Source organism: Pseudomonas sp. MBLB4123 (genome assembly GCF_051904775.1).
Lineage (GTDB): Bacteria > Pseudomonadota > Gammaproteobacteria > Pseudomonadales > Pseudomonadaceae > Aquipseudomonas > Aquipseudomonas benzenivorans_B.
In genome coordinates this window covers 88,252-108,437 of the sequence record NZ_CP196711.1, presented here as the reverse complement: position 1 = coordinate 108,437, position 20,186 = coordinate 88,252, and the positions used below count along the sequence as shown (strand labels likewise).

The window sequence follows — 20,186 nt, the reverse complement described above, 5'->3', positions numbered from 1 at the left end:
CCGTCAGGCCTGCGGGCGCATGTGCGGGAAGAGGATCACGTCGCGGATCGACGGCGCATCGGTGAGCAGCATCACCAGGCGGTCGATGCCGATGCCCTCGCCGGCGGTCGGCGGCATGCCGTACTCCAGGGCGCGGACGAAGTCGGCGTCGTAGTGCATGGCCTCGTCGTCGCCGGCGTCCTTGTCCGCCACCTGGGCCATGAAGCGCTCGGCCTGGTCCTCGGCGTCGTTCAGCTCGGAATAGGCGTTGGCGATCTCGCGGCCGCCGATAAACAGCTCGAAGCGGTCGGTGACGCTCGGGTCCTGGTCGTTACGCCGGGCCAGAGGCGAGACCTCGAAGGGGTACTGGGTGATGAAGGTCGGCTGCTCCAGCTTGTGCTCGACCAGCTCCTCGAAAATCATCACCTGCAGCTTGCCCAGGCCCTCGAAGCCGAGCACCTTGGCGCCGGCGGCCTTGGCGATGGCGCGGGCCTTGTCGATGTCGCGCAGGTCGGAGGCCGAGATCTCGGGGTTGAACTTGAGGATGGACTCGAACACCGACAGGCGGGCGAAGGGCTCGCCGAAGTGGAACACCTTGCCCTGGTAGGGCACGTCGGTGCTGCCCAGGACCAGCTGGGCCAACTCGCGGAACAGCTCCTCGGTCAGGTCCATGTTGTCTTCGTAGTCGGCATAGGCCTGGTAGAACTCGAGCATGGTGAACTCGGGGTTGTGCCGGGTCGACACGCCCTCGTTGCGGAAGTTGCGGTTGATCTCGAAGACCTTCTCGAAACCGCCGACCACCAGACGCTTGAGGTACAACTCGGGGGCGATGCGCAGGAACATCTGCATGTCCAGGGCATTGTGGTGGGTCTCGAACGGCTTGGCCGCGGCGCCGCCGGGGATGCTCTGCAGCATCGGCGTCTCCACTTCGAGGAAGTCGCGCTGCATGAGGAAGTTGCGGATATGGGCGATCACCTGGGAGCGCACGCGGAAGCTGTGGCGCACCTCCTCGTTGACCATCAGGTCGACGTAGCGCTGGCGATAGCGCTGCTCGGTGTCGGTCAGGCCGTGGAACTTGTCCGGCAGCGGACGCAGCGACTTGGTCAGCAGGCGCACGTCGGTCATCTCCACGTACAGGTCGCCCTTGCCGGAACGGGCCAGGGTGCCCTCGGCGGCGATGATGTCGCCCAGGTCCCAGTGCTTGACGGCTTCCAGGGTCTCGGCCGGCAGGGTCTTGCGGTTGACGTAGACCTGGATGCGCCCGCTCATGTCCTGGATCACCATGAAGGCGCCGCGGTTGAGCATGATGCGCCCGGCGACCTTGACCGGAATCGCGGCCTCGGCCAAGGCCTCCTTGGAGGCATCGACATACTGTTTCTGCAGGTCCGCGCAGTAGCAGGTGCGGCGGAAATCGTTGGGGAAGGCGTTGCCCTGCTCGCGCAGGGCGGCGAGCTTTTCCTTGCGCTGGGCAATCAGCTTGTTTTCTTCCTGCTGCAGTTCGTGTTGGTCGAGTGTCTGGTCGCTCATGGTCGTCTATCTGCCTGGCGTCTAAATCAAATGGGTTACGGGCAGGGGCGCGTGGCCCCTGCAGGTGCGGATCACAGGCCCTGTTTCAGGCTGGCTTCGAGGTATTGATCGAGGTCGCCATCGAGGACCTTCTGGCAGTCGCTGCGCTCGACGCCGGTGCGCAGATCCTTGATCCGCGAGTCGTCGAGCACGTAGGAGCGGATCTGGTGACCCCAGCCGATATCCGACTTGCTGTCTTCCAGTGCCTGCGAGGCGGCGTTGCGTCTCTGCATTTCCATCTCGTACAACTTGGCCCGCAGCATCTTCATCGCGGTGTCCTTGTTGGCGTGCTGGGAGCGCTCGTTCTGGCACGCCACCACGGTGTTGGTCGGCACGTGGGTGATGCGCACCGCCGAGTCGGTGGTGTTGACGTGCTGACCGCCGGCGCCGGAGCTGCGGTAGGTGTCGATGCGCAGGTCGGCCGGGTTGATCTCGATCTCGACCTTGTCGTCGATCTCCGGCGAGACGAACACCGCCGAGAACGAGGTGTGGCGACGGGCACCGGAGTCGAACGGGCTCTTGCGCACCAGGCGGTGCACGCCGATCTCGGTGCGCAACCAGCCGAAGGCGTACTCGCCCTTGATGTGCACGGTGGCGCCCTTGATGCCGGCGACTTCGCCCTCGGACAGCTCGATGATGGTGGCGTCGAAGCCGCGCTTGTCGGCCCAGCGCAGGTACATGCGCAGCAGGATGTTGGCCCAGTCCTGGGCCTCGGTGCCGCCGGAACCGGCCTGGATGTCCAGGTAGGCGTTGTTGGGGTCCATCTCGCCGCCGAACATGCGGCGGAATTCCAGCTTCTCGAGGATTTCGCGCAGGCGCTCGACTTCGGCGACGATGTCGTTCACCGCGCCTTCGTCGTTCTCTTCGGCGGCCATTTCCAGCAGGTCGCGGGAATCGCTCAGGCTACCGGTGAGGTCGTCGATGGTCTCGACGATCTGCGCCAGCATGGCGCGCTCACGGCCCAGGCTCTGGGCGTACTCGGGCTTGTTCCAGACGCTGGCGTCTTCCAGCTCGCGGTTTACTTCGACCAGACGATCAGCTTTGTGATCGTAGTCAAAGATACCCCCGAATGGTCTGGGTGCGCTCGGACAGGTCCTTGATGCTGTTGAGGATCGGGTTGATTTCCATGGCTGGCGGCACTCGCTGGGCAAACTTTCGAAAAGCCGGCGAGTATACCCCAGACGCGCGGAGCCGGCAGCCCGCCGCGTCACCCGGCCATCGCCCGATGGCCTGGAATTCGCGCCTGCAGTCCCAGTGCGCCGGCTCTCGGGGCCGACTCGGAAGACAGCTCGTCGGATTCAACGCGGCGCATGCGTCGATATTGGCTAGCATTACGCGGTAACCGATCACTAATTGACGCCAGCAACATGGCGCACCAGAAGAGAAACCCGGTTGCAAGCTATGGATCAGCGACAGCCCAGCAGTAGTCCCGACCATGACACAAAACCGGCCGCCCAAGCCCCACGCCCCTGCATCCCGCTGCCTGCGCATCCTGCTGGCGACATTGCTGTGTGTCGCTGCCGGCCCCGGCCGCGCCGAGCCGCCATTCGCCCTCGACTCGGCCATCGGCGAGGCCCGCCTGACCAGCTGGCATAACCTGATCGCCCAGGGCCGCGATGCGGACGAGGGCGACAAGCTCAAGGTGGTCAACGACTTCATCAACAATGCCGTAGCGTTCGGCGACGACCGCGACATATGGGGCATGGACGAGTACTGGGCGACGCCGCTGCAGACCCTGACACGGGGACGCGGCGACTGCGAAGACTTCGCCATCGGCAAGTACTTCACCCTGGTGGAGATGGGCGTGCCCAGCGAGAAGCTGCGCCTGACCTTCGTCAAGGCCCTGCGCCGCAACCAGGCGCACATGGTGCTGGCCTACTACCCGACCCCGACCGCCCAGCCGCTGATCCTCGACAACCTCGAGCGCGACATCAGGCCGGCCGCCGAGCGCAAGGATCTGCTGCCGGTGTATGCCTTCAACAACCACGGCATATTCCTGGCCAAGTCGCCGCAACAGAAGTCCGCGCAGTCGCCGCAACTGCTCTCGCGCTGGAGCGATGTCAGCGCGCGCACCCTGGCCGAGCAGGCGCGCCGGCTGGACGACCGGGGCTGATCAGCGCGGCGCCAGGTGCGCCACCAGCAGCTGCACGCTTTCCTGGCCGCGGTACTCGTTGACGTCCAGCTTGTAGGCCAACTCGACCCAGCGCACCGTCGGGTTGGGCCAGAGTTCACGGTCGACGTTGAAGGCGATGGCGTCCAGGGTCTGGCCGCCGCATTCGGTCTTGAGCACCAGCTTCAGGTGCTTGTCGCCCACCACGCGCTGCTGGACGATCTGGAACACCCCGTGGAACAGCGGCTCGGGAAAATGCTGGCCCCAGGGCCCGGCGTGGCGCAGCTCCTTGGCCAGGGGCAGATGGAACTCCTCCACCGACAGAGTGCCGTCGGACAGCAGGCGCCCGGTCAGATCGTCCTCGCAGAGCTGGCGCCGCACCTCGGCGTCGAAGGCCGCGGCGAAGGCGCCGAAGTGCTCCTGCGGCAGGGACAGGCCGGCGGCCATGGCATGGCCGCCGAACTTGCTGATCAGGCCAGGGTGGCGAGCCGCCACGGCGTCCAGCGCATCGCGGATATGCAGGCCCGGCACCGAGCGCGCCGAGCCCTTGAGCACACCCTCGCCGGCATCGGCGAAGGCGATGGCCGGGCGGTGGTAGCGCTCCTTCAGGCGCGAGGCGAGGATGCCGATCACCCCCTGGTGCCAGTCCGGCTCGAACAGGCACAGGCCGAACGGCAGGCTCTCGACCGGCAAGTCCTTGAGCTGGGCCAGGGCCTCGCGCTGCATGCCCTGCTCGATGGCCTTGCGGTCCTGGTTGAGCTGGTCGAGCTGCACCGCCATGTCGCGGGCCAGGGCCTCGTCCTCGCACAGCAGGCACTCGATGCCCAGGCTCATGTCGTCCAGGCGCCCGGCGGCGTTCAGGCGCGGGCCGAGGATGAAGCCCAGGTCGGTGGAGCTGATGCGCCCTGGGTCACGCCCGGCCACCTCGAGAATCGCCTTGAGCCCCGGACGGGCGCGGCCGGCGCGGATGCGCGCCAGGCCCTGATGCACCAGGATGCGGTTGTTGGCATCCAGCGGCACCACGTCGGCGACGCTGCCCAGGGCCACCAGGTCGAGCAGCTCGGCCAGATTGGGTTCGGCGCGCGTGGCGAACCAGCCCGACTCGCGCAGACGCGCGCGCAGCGCCAGCAACACATAGAACATCACCCCGACCCCGGCCATGGCCTTGCTCGGGAAGGTGCAACCCGGCTGGTTGGGGTTGACGATGGCATCGGCCGCCGGCAACTCGGGGCCCGGCAAATGGTGGTCGGTGACCAGCACCTTGAGCCCGGCGGCCTTGGCCGCGGCCACCCCCTCGACGCTGGAGATGCCGTTGTCCACCGTGATCAGCAGCTGCGGCCGGCGTTCCAGGGCCACCGCGACGATTTCCGGGGTCAGCCCATAGCCGTACTCGAAGCGATTGGGCACCAGGTAATCGACCTGGGCGGCGCCGAGCAGGCGCAGGCCGAGCACCCCGACCGAGCTGGCGGTGGCGCCATCGGCATCGAAATCGCCGACTATCAGCAGGCGCTGCCCCTGCTCCAGGGCCTCGACCAGGAGCTCGACGGCAGCGTCGATACCCTTGAGCTGCGAGTATGGCAGCAGGCGCGCCAGCCCCTTGTCCAGTTCGGCCGCCGACTGCACGCCGCGGGCGGCATAGAGACGGGTCAACAGCGGCGGCAGGTTGCCCAGGTCGGGCAGGGTTTCGGGCAGCGGGCGGGGCTCGATACGCATCAATAGTCCAGGGGATCTTCTTAATTGGTGTACAGCGGTCGCAGGATGGGTTGAGCGCAGCGATCAATATTTGCAACCCGACGGGTATCGCCGGCTCGACCCTTCCGACAGATCGAGGCCTTTATCTTTCGCCGGCCAGCCACTCGATGGGCAGCTCGTGCTGGCCGCGCTCGTCGGTGACGAACAGCTCGCCGTCGCTGATCATCACGCTCCAGCTCAGCGCCCGCGGCATGTCCTGGGCCAGGCTGGCCAGGGCTTCCTGGCCCAGGGCCACCACATTGATGTTCTTCAGGCTGCGCACCGGGTCGAGCTCCTTGGCCTGCCACACCCGCAGGTTGCCGTAGGCCACCAGACTGAACCTCTCGGTGCGCCGCGAGCACCAGGTGATGCGCTCGCTGTCCGGCTGGCCGACCTCGATCCAGTGCAGCACGCGGTCGTCCAGGCTCTTCTCCCACAACGCCGGCTCGTCGACATCCGACAGGCCACGGCCGAAGGCCAGCTGCTCGTGATAGAACAGGGCGTAGGCGATCAGCCGCGCGGCCAGGCGCTCCTCGGTCTCCGAGGGATGGCGGGCAACGGTGAAACGCAGGCTCTCGTAGACGCTGCGGTCGATGTCGGTGAGGTTCAGGTCGATCTTGTAGGTGGTGGACGGCAGGGCCATGGGCGGGCTTCTTGGCTGGGCGAAAAGGCCGCAAGTCTAACCCGAAACGCCGGCCGCCGGGCCGGCGCTCAACAACGCAGTTGCCACTCGCGGCCGTCGATCGGGTCCAGGTAGTGGATGATCGCCTGGCTGGTGCTCAGCTCCACCTGCAGCCGGCAGTAATGCTCGCCGTGGCGCCAGGCCATGGCCAGGCTGCTGTCGCTGGACTGGATCAGCTCGAAGCGGCCGGCGAAGGCCGGGTGCCGGTTGCGCAGGCGCATCAGCGCCAGCAGGCGCTGCACCACCGGCTGCCGCAGGGCCGCTTGAGCCTCATCCTGGCTGTAGTGGTGGCGGTTGACGTCCCGCGCCTCGCCGCTGCGTTCGGCCAGCTCGAAGTCGTTGCAGCCGGCCAGCAGGCCGACGTAATAGACTTGGGGAATGCCCGGGGTGAAGAACTGAATGGCCCGCGCGGCGATATAGGCCTCGTCGTTGCGCATCAGCGCCTCGTAGAAGGTGCAGGTCAGCTGGTAGATGGCCCCCACGCTGTGCACGTTGACCGCCGAGCGGCGCATGATCGGGTCGGCGCTGCGGGTCGAGACCTCGTCCACCAGGTAGCGGATCTCCGCCTCGGGCAGCACGCCTTCGACATCGGGGATGCAGATGCCGTCGTGGGTATCGAGCACCGTGACCTGGTTGCGCGGACACATGCGCAGCCACTGCTTGAGGTAACGGCTGTTGCCGGCGAGGAAGGCATGCAGCACCAGCGGCGGCAGGGCGAAGGCATAGGGGCGCATGTTGCGCCGCGAGATGGCGTACTGGTAGCTGATGTGGTCGTGTACCTCGGGCAGCATCTCGGCGCCGTACTTGGCCCCGGTTTCGCGGAACCAGTCGAGGATGCGGTAGACGTCCGGCTCGACCAGAAAGCAGCTGCTGCCGATGCGCTTGGTGGTGTAGCCGAAGGCATCCAGCCGCAGCAGCTTGACCCCGCGCGCGGCGAGAAAGGCCATGTACTGCTCCATCAGCCGGTAGGTCTGCGGCGACTCGTAGTTCAGGTCGATCTGCCGCTCGGTGAAGGTGCACCAGACCCGGCACTGCGAACCATCGCCCAACTGCACCCGGCGAAACGGCTCCTTCTCCTTGCGGATATGGATCTTCGCCAGGTCTTCCAGGCCGATCTCGCCGAGCTTGTCGACCTGCACAAACAGCTCGGCATGGGCCGAGGCCTGGCCATTGGCGAGGAAATCGAGAAACTGCGGCGACTCGTCGGCTATATGGCTGATGATCAGGTCGACGCACAGGTCGAAGCGCGCCGAGATGCGCTCCACATCCGCCCAGTCGCCGTAGCGCGGGTCGACCTCCGTGTGGGTCAGCGGCGAGAAGCCGCCGTCGGCGTTGGACGGATACAGCGGCAGGATGTGCACACCGCCGAGCGCGTCGGCCAGATGCTGGTCGAGCAGCTGGTAGAGGCCCGCCAGGTTGCCGCCGAAACGATCCGGATAGGTGATCAACTGCACCGCATTGCGCAACGTCATGCGTCCGCCTCCCCCTGCCGGCCGAAAAACCCTATCGTCCGTTAAAGCAGGCTGAGCCCAGACGTCAAGCCGGCAGCGGCTCGAAGCCCCGATCCGCGACGAAGGTTCAGCCGTTGTTGGCGTAGCGCGCCCATAGTTCGTCGAACTGGCGGGCGTAGGCCGACAGCAGGTGCGGATGGCCGATCACCAGCAGGTTCTCGGCATTGCTGGTGCTGGCGCTGCGGGTCCAATTGAAGCTGCCGTTGAGCAACCACTGGCCGTCGAACAGGGCGAACTTGTGATGCATGTGATAGGGCCCGGCATCGATACGCAGCGGCACGCCCTGGGCGCGCAGGTAGGCGATGTCGCTGCCTTCGTCGTGCTGCTTCTCGTTGTCGGTGATCACCCGCACCGTCACCCCGCGGCGGTGGCAGGCGACGATCTCCTCGCTGAGGCGGTCATCGGAAATGGTGTAGACGCAGATATCCACCGAACGCCTGGCTTGGCGGCACAGCTCACGGATCTTGCGCAGGCACTCCTCGCCGGGGCTGAAGTGGGCACTGGCGACCGTCGGTCGCGGCGGTGCGCTGACGACGTCGAGAGTCTTGACCACCTGCTCCAGCCATTTGAGCGCCGCCTGGGCGTTGGCCGGGTCGAGCACCAGCTCACGCACCAGGGCGAAGGCGCGGTTGCGCAGGTAGCGCACCTGGTCCGGGCCCAGGTCGCTGCCGAGCTGGCGAAGCTCGTCGCGTTCCTCGTTGCTCAGCCTCAAGTCGGCCAGGCTGTCGCGCAACCGGCGGTCGAGTGCAGTGAAATCCATTCAACTTCTCCCTCGGGTATGAAACAGCGCGGCATAGAGCACGCCGCAGAAGGCGCCGGCCAGATGGTACTCGAAGGACACGCCGCGCTGCGGCAGCAGGCCCCACCACCACCCGCCGTAGTAGAGCAAGACCAGAGCGGCGATCAGCAGGCTGGCCAAGCTGCGCTCGAACCAGGCACGCGCGAGCAGCAGCCCCCACAGACCGAACAGCCAGCCGCTGGCTCCCAGGTGCACGCCAGGCCTGGCCAGCAGCCAGACCAGCAGGCCGCTGCCGAGGATGATGAAGAGGCTGGCGGCGATGAAGCGCCGGGGCGAATCGAGCATGGCCAGCCAGGCCAGCAGCAGCAGGCCGGACAGGTTGCCGAGCAGATGCCACCAGCCGGCGTGCAGCCAGGGGGCGAAGAGGATGCCGGGCAGGCTGGCCACCTGCCGGGGCAGCACGCCCCAGGCGCTTAGGGCATTGCCGCTCAGGCTGTTGGCTACCTGCAGCGCCAGCATCAGGCCTGCGATGCCCAGCAGCAGCTGCAGGCGTGGCGCCAGCCAAGCCGTCACGCCCGGTCCGACCCCGGCTCAAGCGGCGCCTGCGGCGCGCCGAGGAACTGGCCCAACTCTCGTAATCTCTGGGCCATATCGCCCATGCGGTTATGGGTGCGCAGATCGATCTCGATCTTCTTGTCCATGGCGTTCATCAGCGGCAGGAAGCTGTGCTGCAGGGTCTCGGCCAGGCGCTCCAGCAGCAGCTGCACACCCGGCTGCGGCGGCGCCTGCACGGCCACCTCGACCTGCGGGCGCAGCTGGCCGAGCTTGTCCAGACCGGCCAGCAGCTCTTCCCAGGGCACCTGCGGTGCGGCCTGCGGTTCGCGCTGCAGATTGCCGCCGAGGGCGCGGATGCCTTCGACCAAGTCGTTGAGCTGGGCCACCACGCGGGCACCGACATCGCTGTCGCTGCCGCCCATGGCCTTATTGCGCAGGAAGTCGCGCTTGATCTGCGCCCAGCGCTCGCCCTGCTCCGCGGTCATGTTGCCGCGCAGCTCGGCCAGCTTGAGCAGGTTCTCCTCGGCGCCGGTGGTGAGCAGTTGCGACTCGCCCTGGTAGTGGTCGGCGATCAGCTGCAGCAGCTCGGCGTCGTTCATCACCGAGCTGATCTTCTCCGCCATCTTGTTCATGTTGCGGTAGCTGCCCTGCAGCTTGAACGGCGGCTCGCTGCGGTAGTGGTCGGCCTGGGCGGCGCTGGCGATGTACTGCTGGTTGACCCTGAGCACCACGTCGCGCACCTGCATCAGGCGCTGCAGGGTGCCGACGATCTCGTTGACCTCGGCGCCGCTGTAGCCGTGGCTCAGCTCGTTGGCGGAGAACGGCTTGCCCTCGGCCTTGGCGACGAAGCGGTAGACGTCGGCCATGTCGCGGGTGGCCAGCGGCGCCAGCACCGGATTGGAGGTCAGGCCGTTCTCGATGTAGGACAGGGCGAAGGCCTCCTGCATGCCGCCGAGGGTGTCGCCGAGGTTATAGATATCGGCGCGGTTGGCCAGCATGTCCGGAATCTTGAAGACCTCGCCGGACTCGGTGTAGGGGTTGCCCGCCATCACCACGCAGAACTTCTTGCCGCGCATGTCGTAGGTCTTGGTCTTGCCCTTCCACACGCCCTCGATGCGCCGGGTGCCATCGCACAGCGAGATAAATTTCTGCAGGAACTCCGGGTGGGTGTGCTGGATGTCGTCGACATAGAGCATCACGTTGTTGCCCATCTCCAGCGCCAGGTTGAGCTTCTCCAGCTCCTGGCGCGAGGTGGCGTCCGGCGCCTGGGCCGGGTCGATGGAGCGCACCTCGTGACCGAGGGCCGGGCCGTTGATCTTCATGAAGATCAGGCCCAGGCGGTGCGCCACGTACTCCATCAGCGTGGTCTTGCCGTAGCCGGGCGGCGAGATGAGCATCAGCAGGCCCATCAGGTCGGTACGCTTGTTCTGCCCGGCGGTGCCCATCTGCTTGGCCAGGTTGTCGCCGATCACGCCGAGATACACGTCGTTGATCAGCTTGTTGCGCACGAAGGAGCTCAGCGGCTTGGGCTTGAACTCGGCCAGGCGCAGCGCCTCGCGCTCGCGGTTGATCACCTCCTGACGCAGCGCCTGGTAGCGCTGCAGCCCCGGCAGGAACTGCTCGCGATGCTTGCGCAGGCGGGCGAAGAAATCGTCCACCGCGAGCACCAGCTGGTGCTCGCGGATGCGCGCGTGCTCGCCCATCAAGCCTGTGACGGTGAAGCGCAGGTCCACCTCGCTGGCGCGGCCGGGGAAGCCGGCGTCCAGCAGCGCCAGGGCCGTGGCCTCGGCCACGTAGCCGTGCAGCGCGGCAAATTCGTCCTGGGCGCAGAGCCCCTGCAGCCAGTTGCCCGCCAGTGCCCACTGCGCGGCCGGGCGGCCGTCGAGCTTGGCCAGGGCCTGCTGGTAGTCGTCCCACATGCGTGCGCCCTGCAGGCGCAGCTTGAGGCCTTCCAGCAACTGTTTGGCGTATTTGCTGAAAACGAACTCGATGCGCTCGGCGGAGAGTTCCTGCACCAGGTACTCGGCCGCCTCGCCGGTCACCGCCTCGCTCAGGCCCAGCGGCTGCTCGGCGAGGAAGGCCTGCAGCGCCATGGCTACCTCGCCCTGCAGCTGACGCAGCCCGCTGTCCTGGCCGAACAGCTGCTGGATATGCCGGCTGGTACGTGCCCGCTGCGGCCACTGCGCGGCACTTTCGCTCTCGCGTTGCAGGTCCCAGAACAGACAGGCCAGTGCCCGCGCCTCGGCGCCATAGCGCAGCAGCCCGGCGCTGTCGCGTAACGGCAACAGGGCCGCCAGGATCGCCGCGGCATCGTGATCGTGGATGCCCTTCTCGTAGCCTTCCTTGTAACGCGGCGCGGCGAAATCGCGGATCAGCCTGGCCAGCTCGTCCGGCTGCGCCAGCAACGGCTTGAGGCGCTCGATGCTCAGCCCCTCGCGCCCGCCATCGGCGGCGGCCAGCACTTCGCCGGCCAGGTATTCGGCGCGGTACAGCTGCTCGGATTCGGACTCCAGCGCCACCTGCCAGAACGGCCTCAGCGCCTCCAGCTCGGCATTGGCCAGGGGTTCGAGAAAATCGGTACCGGTCAGGTGCAGGTACAGCTGCTCGCCGCGCGGCAGCAGGGTCAGGTCCAGCTCCTGAGTGTTGACGCTGAAGCGATGGCGCGGGCCGAGCTTGATGACGTTGCCGCCCTCCTCGAACAGCTCGCTCTTGTCGCGCAGGGCGCGCACCGCCTGGTCGCGCGCGCCCTTGAGGCGCGCCTCGATGTCGTCGGCCTTGACGCTGTCCTTCAGCTCGCGCAAACGCTCGGTCATCTCGCGCAGCTTGAGAATCAGCGGGTCGGCGGCGAAGAAGGCATTCAGCTCCTCGGCCTGGGTGAACTTGGCGGTGCGCCGGCCGAGGCTGTCGAGAATGCGCTTGGCCGCGTCCAGCACGCTCTGCGCCTTGCGCTGGCGCTCGTCGAGCAGCGCCTGCTTGTGCGCCTCGAAGGTTTCCAGCAGCTCCTCGCGCTTGGCCAGGATGTCGCCGAGGAACTGCTCCTGGTCACCGAACTGGCTCTCCAGTTCCTCCAGCTGCACCAGCAGGCGCGCCAGCTGCTCGTCGCAGCGCTCCGGGTCCTGGGCCTGGCCGAGGGCGTTGGTGATGCCCTGGCTGAACAGTTTGAACTGGGCGCCGAACTGCGCCACGGTCTCGGCCGAGCCCAGGCCCTTGCGCCGTTGCTCGGCGCGCGCCCTGGCCTGGTTGAGGCGGGCGTAAATCTCGGAAATCGACTCGACGATGCGCGTGCGCTGGGTGGCGTCGTCGATCTTCAGCGAGGCCATCAGGCTGGACAGCATGTCCAGGTCGGCGGCCATGGTCTGCAGCTCGCCCAGCGGTTCGCTCAGCTGGGCCACGCTCTCGGCCTTCTGCGCCTGCTCGTCGAGCGCCTGTAGGCGGCTGACAAAGGGCTGCAACGCCGCCTCGCTGGCGAGGAAGCTGGCAGTAGCCGCGGCGGTGCGCTCCTGGGCGGCCAGCAGCTCGGCCTCCATGGCATCCAGGCGGGCGATGTCGATGTAGCGGTACTCGCGGATGGTCAGCAGCAGGCCGCGCTGGGCGGTGATGCCGTTGAGGCCGTCGACGAAGCTCTGCACCTGGTCCCAGCTGTCCGGCAGCAGGGCGTCGAGCAGCGCCTTGTGGCGGCTCTCGGCATCGCTCATGGCCTGCGCCGACTGCTTGCGGATGCTCTCGACCTTCTCGTATTCGTCCAGCACCAGCTCGGCGGTGGCGGCGATCTCGCGCAGCAATGGAGCGAGGCCGGCCAGCTGCTCGCTGCCCAGCCAGTGGTAGGCATCGAACAGGCGCCGGGTGTTCTGGCACAACAGGCCGTAGCGCTGCACCGACACTTGCGGCGTGTCGATCTCGCGGCACAGGTCGTAGAGGTCGGACACGCCACGCACCAGCTCGGCGTTGCCGATCTTGCCGAGGAAGCCTGAGCGCGGCGGCTGGCGGGCGGCGAACTCCTCGCTGCAGAACGGCGTCTGCCAGATCTGCATCGGGTGGATGCGGGTCGGCTCCTCGCCTTCGGCGGCGAAGATCACCGTGCGCCCGTCCTCCAGGCGCGCATAGCCGTGGCCGAAGATCGGGTTCTGCAGCTGGCGGTTGATCAGGTTGTAGGTGAGCAGCACCGAACGGCCCTGCTCCGGGTGGTAGAAGATGTACTGCACGTCCTCGCCGTTGGGCGAGCGCACGGCGCGCTTGAAGCGCATGCCGTCCATGGACTGCTCGAAGGTCTTCTGTTCGCCGCTCTGCAGGTAGTAGCCGCCGGGGAAGATGATGCCGTGGTCTTCCGGCAGCTGCACGCAGGCCAGGCCGATGGCGTCGATGCGCTCAACCTTGGCGGTGAGGCCGTTGTACACCAGGTAGCGCCACTGCTCCTCGCGGTACGGCAGGATCTTCAGCAGCAGCAGGCTGCCGACCCGGGCGAACTCGATCTGGCCATCGTCGAGGGACTGGGTCTTGTCCAGCACTTCCTCGCGGTAGATGCCCAGACCGGTCTCGGTGTTGTTCTCGACCTTGATGGTCAGGTCGCCGCCGATGGTCTCGACGAACAGGGTGTCGAGGATATTCAGGTGCGGGTGGCGGCCTTCGACCACCATCTCGCGGGTGGCCTTGGTCCACTCGAAGTCGAAGGGCGCCGGCAGGGCGATGTCGCGCTCGCCGCGGTTGTCGATATAGCGCACGTCCTTGCCGTCGACCGACACCGACCAGCGGAACACGCGGATGTCGCTGATGCGCTCGCCGATCTGGAAGCTGGCCAGCAGCTTGCCGTCGCGCACCACCAGCTGCAGCAGGCGGGTGTTCTTGTAGTAGCTGTACAGCTCGTTGAAGTCGGCGACGAAACTGGCCTGGGCCAGGAAGCTGCCCTCCAGCGCCACCGGCTCGGCCTCGTAGCCCTCGTCCTGCTCGATGAGGCGATAGAGGGAGAACACGTCCTCGACGCGGGTCTCCTTCTTCAGGCCGAGGAACACGTTGTAGCCGAACAGCAGGCAGTCGCCGACCTGCACGATGTCGCGGGCGATGCAGTTGTTCTCGGTGCGGATGCGCACCCGCCCGACCACCTCCATCTGGCTGCTGCCGAACTCGGTCAGGCGCTGCTGGTTGAGGCTCTCGGCGGTCTGCCGCAGGCGCTGGCCCTGCTCGTGCAGGCGCTTGTGCAGCACCTCGTAGGCGCCGCCCTGGGCGACGGCCTGGTCCAATACGTCCTGTGTTTGTGCGTCCGACATCGTGACCTTCCTGGATCTGCCCTGGGTGCAGGCGATGGCGCCCAACCGAGCGTGACTGAACTAGCGAGTGGATCAGGAGCTCGGGCGAGCTCCGCAAGCCGTCGACGAGCAAATCCGACGGCTCATGCGGCGCAAGGCCGCCTGGGCGTCATTCAGGCGCCGATTTTCTGCATGACCTGAGCGATCTTGTCCTGCATGGGCTGATCGATTTCTTCCGGCTTGATGTGGGCAATGATCTTCTTCAGCACCCGAATCTCGTTGTCGTCGATCACGCCATCGCGCTCGGCGATGTCCAGCAGCGAGCCCAACTCCTGCACATCCAGGCGGCCATCGTTGGCGAAGCACTGGATCGAACGGAAGGACATCTCCAGATAATCTCTTGATTCGGACATAAGCATTCCCTGTCTACTTAGCGTTGCATTGAGAGATGGCGCAGCGGACAGCACGTCCGCTGCGTAGTACAGGTAAATCAGGCCCCGGCGGCCGGCGCCTCGCCGTCGAGCTTGCGCTCGGCAACGGCCGAAGTGGCTGGCGACTTGCCGTTGAGCAGGCGGGCCAGCACGTCCTGTACCACCGGGCTCTTGCCGACCACGCCCTCGATGGCCTTGCCCACCGACAGCGACTTGGCGAAGGAGTTGAAGAAGTCGCCCTCGCCGCCGACGATCTCGATCTTCGCCTTGCCCAGAGCGGTGGCGAGCACCTCGGCCTGGTCCTTGGCGATGTCCTTGTTGGCGGCGATGGCGGCCATGGCCTCCTCGAAGCTCTTCTCCAACTGCATGCGGAACTCCTCGTGCTGGCGAGCGCTGTCGCTCAAGGCGTCGAGGGCACCGAACTTCTTGCCCAGACCTTCGGCCTCGGCATTCAGGCGCTGCAGCAGGATGTCCGCCTCGGCGCTGCCCTGGTCCTTGGTCGCCTGGGCCTTGGCAGTGCCGAGCTGCTGCTCGCCGCGTGCCTGGGCGCCCAGTTTCTCTTCCAGTACCTTGGCTTCGGCCAGGCCGTCCTTCTCCTTGGCGGCGGCCTGGGCTTCCAGCACGCGGGCCTCGGCCAGACCTTTCTCCTGCTCGCCCTTGGCCTCGGCGATCAGCTGCTCGGCCTTGACGCGAGCGGCGGCCAGGCCGTCCTTCTCCTTGGCCGCGGCAGTGACTTCCAGCACCCGGGCGTCGGCCAGGCCCGGCGCCGCGCGCTCGGCCTCGATACCCTCGGCCATGCGCTTCTTGGCCTCGGCCTGCTTGGCCGCGGCTTCCAGCTCGGCCTGGGCCAGGGTGTTGATTTCCACCGCCTTATGCTTGGAACGGGTCTCGTCGGCCTCGGCCTGCTTGACCTGGCGCACCAGCTCCTGCTCCGCCTCGGCCTGCGCCTGCAGGACGATGACCTGCTTGGCGCGCTCGGCCTCGGAGACCTCGCGGACTTCCTTGATGCGCTCTTCTTCCTGGGCCACGGTCTTCTCCACGGCGACGCGCTCGCGGATCACGTTGGCGATGTTCTTGCGCTGCTCTTCCAGGGCCTTCTCGGCCTCGATGCGCTGCAGCTCCACCTCGCGCTCGCGGGCGACCACCTCCAGGTCCTTGGCCCGGGTGACCTTCTCCACCTCGATGACCACCGCACGCTGGCGATTCTGCTGGGCCACCTCCACTTCGCGCTGATGGTTCTCGGCGCGCACGTCGATTTCCTGCTGCGACTGGATGCGCGCCTGCTCGGCCTTGAGGCGCTCCTCTTCCTTGACCTTGATGGTCTCGGCTTCCTCGCGGGCGCGGATGGTCTCGATCTCGCGCTTCTGCCGCGCCTCGGCATCGGCCTGCTGGCGCTCCAGGGCCAGGGTGGCCTCGCGGGTCTCGACGTTCTTCTTCTTGATCGCCAGCTCTTCGTTGCGCTCCAACTCGTTGGTGATGACGTTCTGCGCGGCGGTCAGCTGGGTGATCTTGCGAATGCCCTCGGCGTCGAGGATGTTGCTCGGGTCCAGGGAGTTCTTCGCGGTCTGCTCCAGGTAGTCGATGGCGACGTCTTCCAGCACGTAGCCGTTGAGGTCGTTGCCGATCACCTCGACGATGCGGTCGCGGAACTCCTGGCGGTTCTCGAACAGCTGGACGAAGTCGAACTGCTTGCCGACGGTCTTCAGTGCCTCGGAAAACTTGGCGTTGAACAGCTCGTCGACCGCCGCGCGGTCGGAGGCGCGGTCCACGCCGATGGCCTTGGCCACCTTGAGCACGTCCTCCTGGGTCTCGTTGACCCGCAGGTAGAAGGCGACGGTGATGTCGGCGCGCATGTTGTCCTTGCAGATCAGGCCGTCCTTGGCGCGACGATCCACCTCCAGGGTGATCAGCGAGATGCGCATGAACTCCTTGAGGTAGATCACCGGGTACACCAGGGCCCCGGTGAAATGCACCTTGGGTGTCGAGGACATGTCGTTGACGATCAGCGCCGTGCCCTGGGGGACCTTGATATAGAAGGCCTTGAACAGCACGAAGAAGCCGAATATCAGCAGAAAGAACAGACCCACACCGGTCAGGAAGGGCATCAGTAGCTCGAGGCTCATTGCGATCAATCTCCTTTGATTCTGGGTTGAGCCGGGCTCAGAGGCCCTTGAACTCGTCCTCGGTAATGACCCGGTAGGCGTGCTCGCCTTCCAGGTACTCCAGCAACACGACACGGTCGCCACGTTTGAAACCACGCGCCTCCTCGGCGCGCACGCGCAGGATCAGCCCCGCGCCACCATCCTCCAGCAGCGCCTCGCCCTGGCTGGGGGTGACCCGGCCGCTGCGCACCACTGCGGTCTGCCCCAGCACCGACTTGCTGCTGGTGGCCTCGAGCTTGCGAAACAGCGGGCGCAGTGGCCGGCACAGCGCCGCGCTGACCGGAACCGCGACCACCAGCGCGGCGAACGCCATGAGCAATCCCAGCGGATAGCGCAGGACGCCCAGCGGCAGATGGCGCAGCAGCAGCAACTCGACGAAGTAGCTGGCCATCCAGGCGAAGAAGAACAGCAGGGTCAGCACCAGGGTCACCGGCACACCGTTCAGGCCCAGCCTGAGCAACAGGCCGGCCAATCCCTCCGGCTGCACCGAGTCCAGGGTGGAGTCGGCCTCGATATCGAGCAAATCGACCTCGAGGATGCCCAGTGCGGCGACGCACCAGTACAGGACCGCCACGCACAGCAGGAAGCTGAAGATGACGGTGGGGAAGGCAAAAGAGGCGAGCAGGAAGTTTTCCATGGTGTCCCTATCCCTGAATCGAGGGGGTGGAGCCCGCAGGCTCCTCCCGTAACGCTCAGGCCTTGGCTTTACCCTTAAGGCGTGCCAGCACGCTGTCGGCACTGGCGTCGTCGGCCTTGATGCCGGCGGCACGCAGCTTGGCCTCCAGGGAGTCCTCGCCGGAAACCTCTTCGGCCAACTCGGCGGCGGCTTCCATCTTCGCCGCACGCTCGGCCTGCTGCCGCTTGATCCGCTCCAGCGACTCCACCGCGGTATGCAGCTTGGCCTGGGAGCCGCCGTAGCGCTGGGCCACGGCCATCTGCGCCTTCTGCACACTCTCGGTGGCCTTGACCGTGTCCACCTGCTGCTTGAGGCGCTTGATATTGGCCTCGGCCTGGCTCACCGCCTGGCGCAGCTGGGCCACGCTGGCGGCATAGGCCGCGGCCTGCTCGCGCTCGCCGGCCAACTCGGCCTCCAGGTTGGCGATCTTCGCCGCCACCTCGCGGGCCAGGACCTCGTTGCCGCTGTCCAGGGCCTTGAGTGCGTACTGCTCGTACTCGGCGACTTTGGTCGTGCCTTTCTCGGCCCGCTCGGCGGCCAGCTTCTGCTTGGCCATGATCTCGGCCAGGGCCTCCTTGGACTTGCGCAACTCCAGATCGGCGTCGCGGATTTCCTGGTCGAGAATGCGCAGCGCCTGGCTGTCGACCACGGCCTCGCCCATCTCGTTGGCACCGCCGCGCAGGGCGGTGAGCAGCTTGCTCCATACGTTCATGACAAACCCTCCTTAGGCGGCGACCTTGAGGAAGCCCTCATAGGCTTCGGTGGCCTTGATCACGTTGTCCGCCAGCAGCTCGATCTCCAGCACTACGTTGGTGAGGATCGAGGTGGCACTCAGCGCGCCGAACATGGTGTAACACTCCTGGCCGTCCGGCAGGGTCTCCAGGCCGATGCACGACAGCGGGAACAGCTTGTGGCTGCGCAGCACCTCCTCGTTGAAGGCGGCCACGTCACGCACCTCGTCGACCGACCAGAGCAGCGCCTCGACCACAATCTGCTCGCCGACCACCGCCACAAACAGCGGCAGGTCGCCGTACTCGCGCATGGTGATATGCAGGCTGGGGTCGGCGCCCTGGATCAGCTCGATGGCCGCCCGCCCTTCCTTGAACAGTTCCGTCGCGGCCAGCGCGTCGTATAGCGCCTGCGCGTTCCACACCTGGGGCATGCTCATAGCTCCCTCCTTCTCCATTGCATCCAGCCTCGGGCGAGGCTGACGTAGTTTGCGCTCGAACGCCGCGAGGAGCGGCGCATGCTCGGGCAGTATCCAAACCTCCTTCTTCACCAATCCCTGCTCGCGCAGGCGCTGACGAAAGAGGCGCTGGTAGTGGGCTGAGGATTTGCTTTCCATGGGAGCGAGACTAGATCATCACATGTAATACATCAACTCATCACATGTGAAATTTTTCAGACGCATCACGAGGGGATGCACGAGCGGATCTCGCCGCCCAGCCGGCATTGCCGAAGAGCGGGAAACAAGGCGAACGACAAAGAGAGGGAGCCATCCTGGTCCGAGAGCGAAGCACGCGCATCCTTTCGTCCGAGGATTTAACCGCAGATACTCTGGCAACCCAAGGCGCAAAAGCGCCAACCTCGTCGCAAAGGAGCCTCCATGCCCACCAGCAAACCCCTCGCCGGCCTGAAAGTGATCGAACTCGGCAGCCTGATCGCCGGCCCCTTCGCCGCGCGCATCTGCGCCGAGTTCGGCGCCGAGGTGATCAAGGTCGAGTCGCCCGACGGCGGCGACCCGCTGCGCAAGTGGCGCAAGCTGTACGAGGGCACCTCGCTGTGGTGGTTCGTGCAGGCGCGCAACAAGCAGTCGATCACCCTCAACCTCAAGCACGAGGCCGGCCGCGAGGTACTGAAGAAGCTGCTGGCGGAGGCGGACATCCTGATCGAAAACTTCCGCCCCGGCGTACTGGAGAAGCTCGGTCTGGGCTGGGAGGTGCTGCACGCACTCAACCCCAGGCTGGTGATGGTGCGCCTGTCCGGCTTCGGCCAGAGCGGCCCGCTGAAGGACCAGCCGGGCTTCGGCGCGGTGGGCGAGTCGATGGGCGGGCTGCGTTACATCACCGGCTTCGAGGATCGTCCGCCGGTGCGCACCGGCATCAGCATCGGCGACTCCATCGCCGCGCTGTGGGGGGTGATCGGCGCGCTCATGGCCCTGCGCCATCGCGAGGTGAACGGCGGCCAGGGCCAGGTGGTGGACGTGGCGCTGTACGAGGCGGTGTTCGCCATGATGGAGTCCATGGTGCCGGAGTTCGACGTGTTCGGCTTCATCCGCGAGCGCAGCGGCAACATCATGCCGGGCATCACCCCCTCCTCCATCCACACCAGCGCCGACGGCAAGCATGTGCAGATCGGCGCCAACGGCGACGCCATCTTCCAGCGCTTTATGCGCGCCATCGGCCGCGACGACCTGGCAGACGATCCGCAGCTAGCCGGCAACGACGGCCGCGACGCGCGCCGCGACGAGCTGTACGGAGTGATCGACCGCTGGGTCGGCACGCTGCCGCTGGAGCAGGTGCTGGCGACCCTGAACCGCGCCGAGGTGCCGGCCAGCCGCATCTACTCGGCCGAGGACATGCTCGGCGACCCGCAATTCCTCGCCCGGGAGATGTTCCTCAGCGCCAAGCTGCCGGACGGCAAGCCGTTCAAGATGCCGGGCATCGTGCCCAAGCTGTCGGAGACGCCCGGATCGGCGGAGTGGATCGGACCGCAGCTCGGCGAACACACCGACACCCTGCTCGCCGAGCTAGGCTATGACCAAGAGCAGGTCGCCGAGTTGCGCCGCAACGGCGCCGTCTGAG

The 20,186-nt window shown here is 66.5% G+C and carries 15 protein-coding genes; 2 read left to right on the top strand and 13 right to left on the bottom strand.

The features are described from left to right. Positions 1-3 precede the first annotated feature (3 nt). Both lysS and prfB read right to left on the bottom strand, forming a co-directional pair. Entirely contained in the window at positions 4-1,506 is a 1,503-nt protein-coding gene (gene lysS, locus ACSX1C_RS00515; RefSeq protein ID WP_439887773.1) for a lysine--tRNA ligase, read from the bottom strand. Between the two features lie 71 nt (positions 1,507-1,577). Continuing rightward, positions 1,578-2,673 (bottom strand): peptide chain release factor 2 gene (prfB, locus tag ACSX1C_RS00510; protein WP_439887772.1). Its coding sequence is split into 2 segments (ribosomal slippage): positions 1,578-2,600 and positions 2,602-2,673, totalling 1,095 coding nucleotides; the frame shifts between segments, so codons are not numbered across the junction. A 307-nt stretch (positions 2,674-2,980) separates the two neighbouring features. Here prfB and ACSX1C_RS00505 point away from each other — a divergent pair. Beyond that, positions 2,981-3,658 (top strand): transglutaminase-like cysteine peptidase, encoded by a 678-nt coding sequence (locus tag ACSX1C_RS00505; protein WP_439887771.1) that lies wholly within the window; start codon positions 2,981-2,983, stop codon positions 3,656-3,658. Here ACSX1C_RS00505 and recJ read toward each other — a convergent pair whose 3' ends face one another. The 11 genes from recJ to bacA all read right to left on the bottom strand — a co-directional run bounded on the left by recJ (position 3,659) and on the right by bacA (position 18,727). Continuing rightward, complete coding sequence (gene recJ / locus ACSX1C_RS00500; RefSeq protein ID WP_439887770.1) at positions 3,659-5,368, bottom strand: single-stranded-DNA-specific exonuclease RecJ; 1,710 nt, start codon at positions 5,366-5,368, stop codon at positions 3,659-3,661. Between the two features lie 121 nt (positions 5,369-5,489). Further along, positions 5,490-6,029: a YaeQ family protein gene (locus tag ACSX1C_RS00495; protein WP_439887769.1), complete on the bottom strand. Its 540-nt coding sequence runs from the start codon at positions 6,027-6,029 to the stop codon at positions 5,490-5,492. A gap of 68 nt (positions 6,030-6,097) precedes the next feature. Further along, positions 6,098-7,540, bottom strand: coding sequence for a sucrose phosphorylase (gene gtfA, locus ACSX1C_RS00490; RefSeq protein ID WP_439887768.1), 1,443 nt, complete (start codon positions 7,538-7,540; stop codon positions 6,098-6,100). A 106-nt stretch (positions 7,541-7,646) separates the two neighbouring features. Then, positions 7,647-8,339, bottom strand: a complete 693-nt coding sequence (locus tag ACSX1C_RS00485) for a phospholipase D-like domain-containing protein (protein ID WP_439887767.1) — start codon at positions 8,337-8,339, stop codon at positions 7,647-7,649. Continuing rightward, the gene (locus ACSX1C_RS00480; RefSeq protein ID WP_439889457.1) at positions 8,340-8,837 is read right to left on the bottom strand and encodes a rhomboid family intramembrane serine protease; all 498 of its coding nucleotides are present in this window, start codon (positions 8,835-8,837) and stop codon (positions 8,340-8,342) included. It lies immediately after the preceding gene. A gap of 50 nt (positions 8,838-8,887) precedes the next feature. Beyond that, complete coding sequence (locus ACSX1C_RS00475) at positions 8,888-14,134, bottom strand: DNA repair ATPase (RefSeq protein WP_439887766.1); 5,247 nt, start codon at positions 14,132-14,134, stop codon at positions 8,888-8,890. A gap of 152 nt (positions 14,135-14,286) precedes the next feature. Further along, positions 14,287-14,526, bottom strand: coding sequence for a hypothetical protein (locus tag ACSX1C_RS00470; RefSeq protein WP_439887765.1), 240 nt, complete (start codon positions 14,524-14,526; stop codon positions 14,287-14,289). 77 nt (positions 14,527-14,603) lie between these two features. Next, entirely contained in the window at positions 14,604-16,667 is a 2,064-nt protein-coding gene (locus ACSX1C_RS00465) for a hypothetical protein (protein WP_439887764.1), read from the bottom strand. 37 nt (positions 16,668-16,704) lie between these two features. Further along, positions 16,705-17,343, bottom strand: a complete 639-nt coding sequence (locus ACSX1C_RS00460) for a hypothetical protein (protein ID WP_439887763.1) — start codon at positions 17,341-17,343, stop codon at positions 16,705-16,707. 55 nt (positions 17,344-17,398) lie between these two features. Further along, a complete protein-coding gene (locus ACSX1C_RS00455) occupies positions 17,399-18,094 on the bottom strand; it encodes a PspA/IM30 family protein (RefSeq protein WP_439887762.1) in 696 nt (231 codons plus the stop codon). 12 nt (positions 18,095-18,106) lie between these two features. Continuing rightward, positions 18,107-18,727 carry a biofilm formation regulator BacA gene (gene bacA / locus ACSX1C_RS00450; protein ID WP_439887761.1) on the bottom strand — a complete coding sequence of 207 codons (621 nt, stop codon included), beginning with the start codon at positions 18,725-18,727 and terminating at the stop codon, positions 18,107-18,109. A 261-nt stretch (positions 18,728-18,988) separates the two neighbouring features. Here bacA and ACSX1C_RS00445 point away from each other — a divergent pair, with 261 nt between their 5' ends. Beyond that, the gene (locus ACSX1C_RS00445; RefSeq protein WP_439887760.1) at positions 18,989-20,185 is read left to right on the top strand and encodes a CaiB/BaiF CoA transferase family protein; all 1,197 of its coding nucleotides are present in this window, start codon (positions 18,989-18,991) and stop codon (positions 20,183-20,185) included. Position 20,186 lies beyond the last annotated feature (1 nt).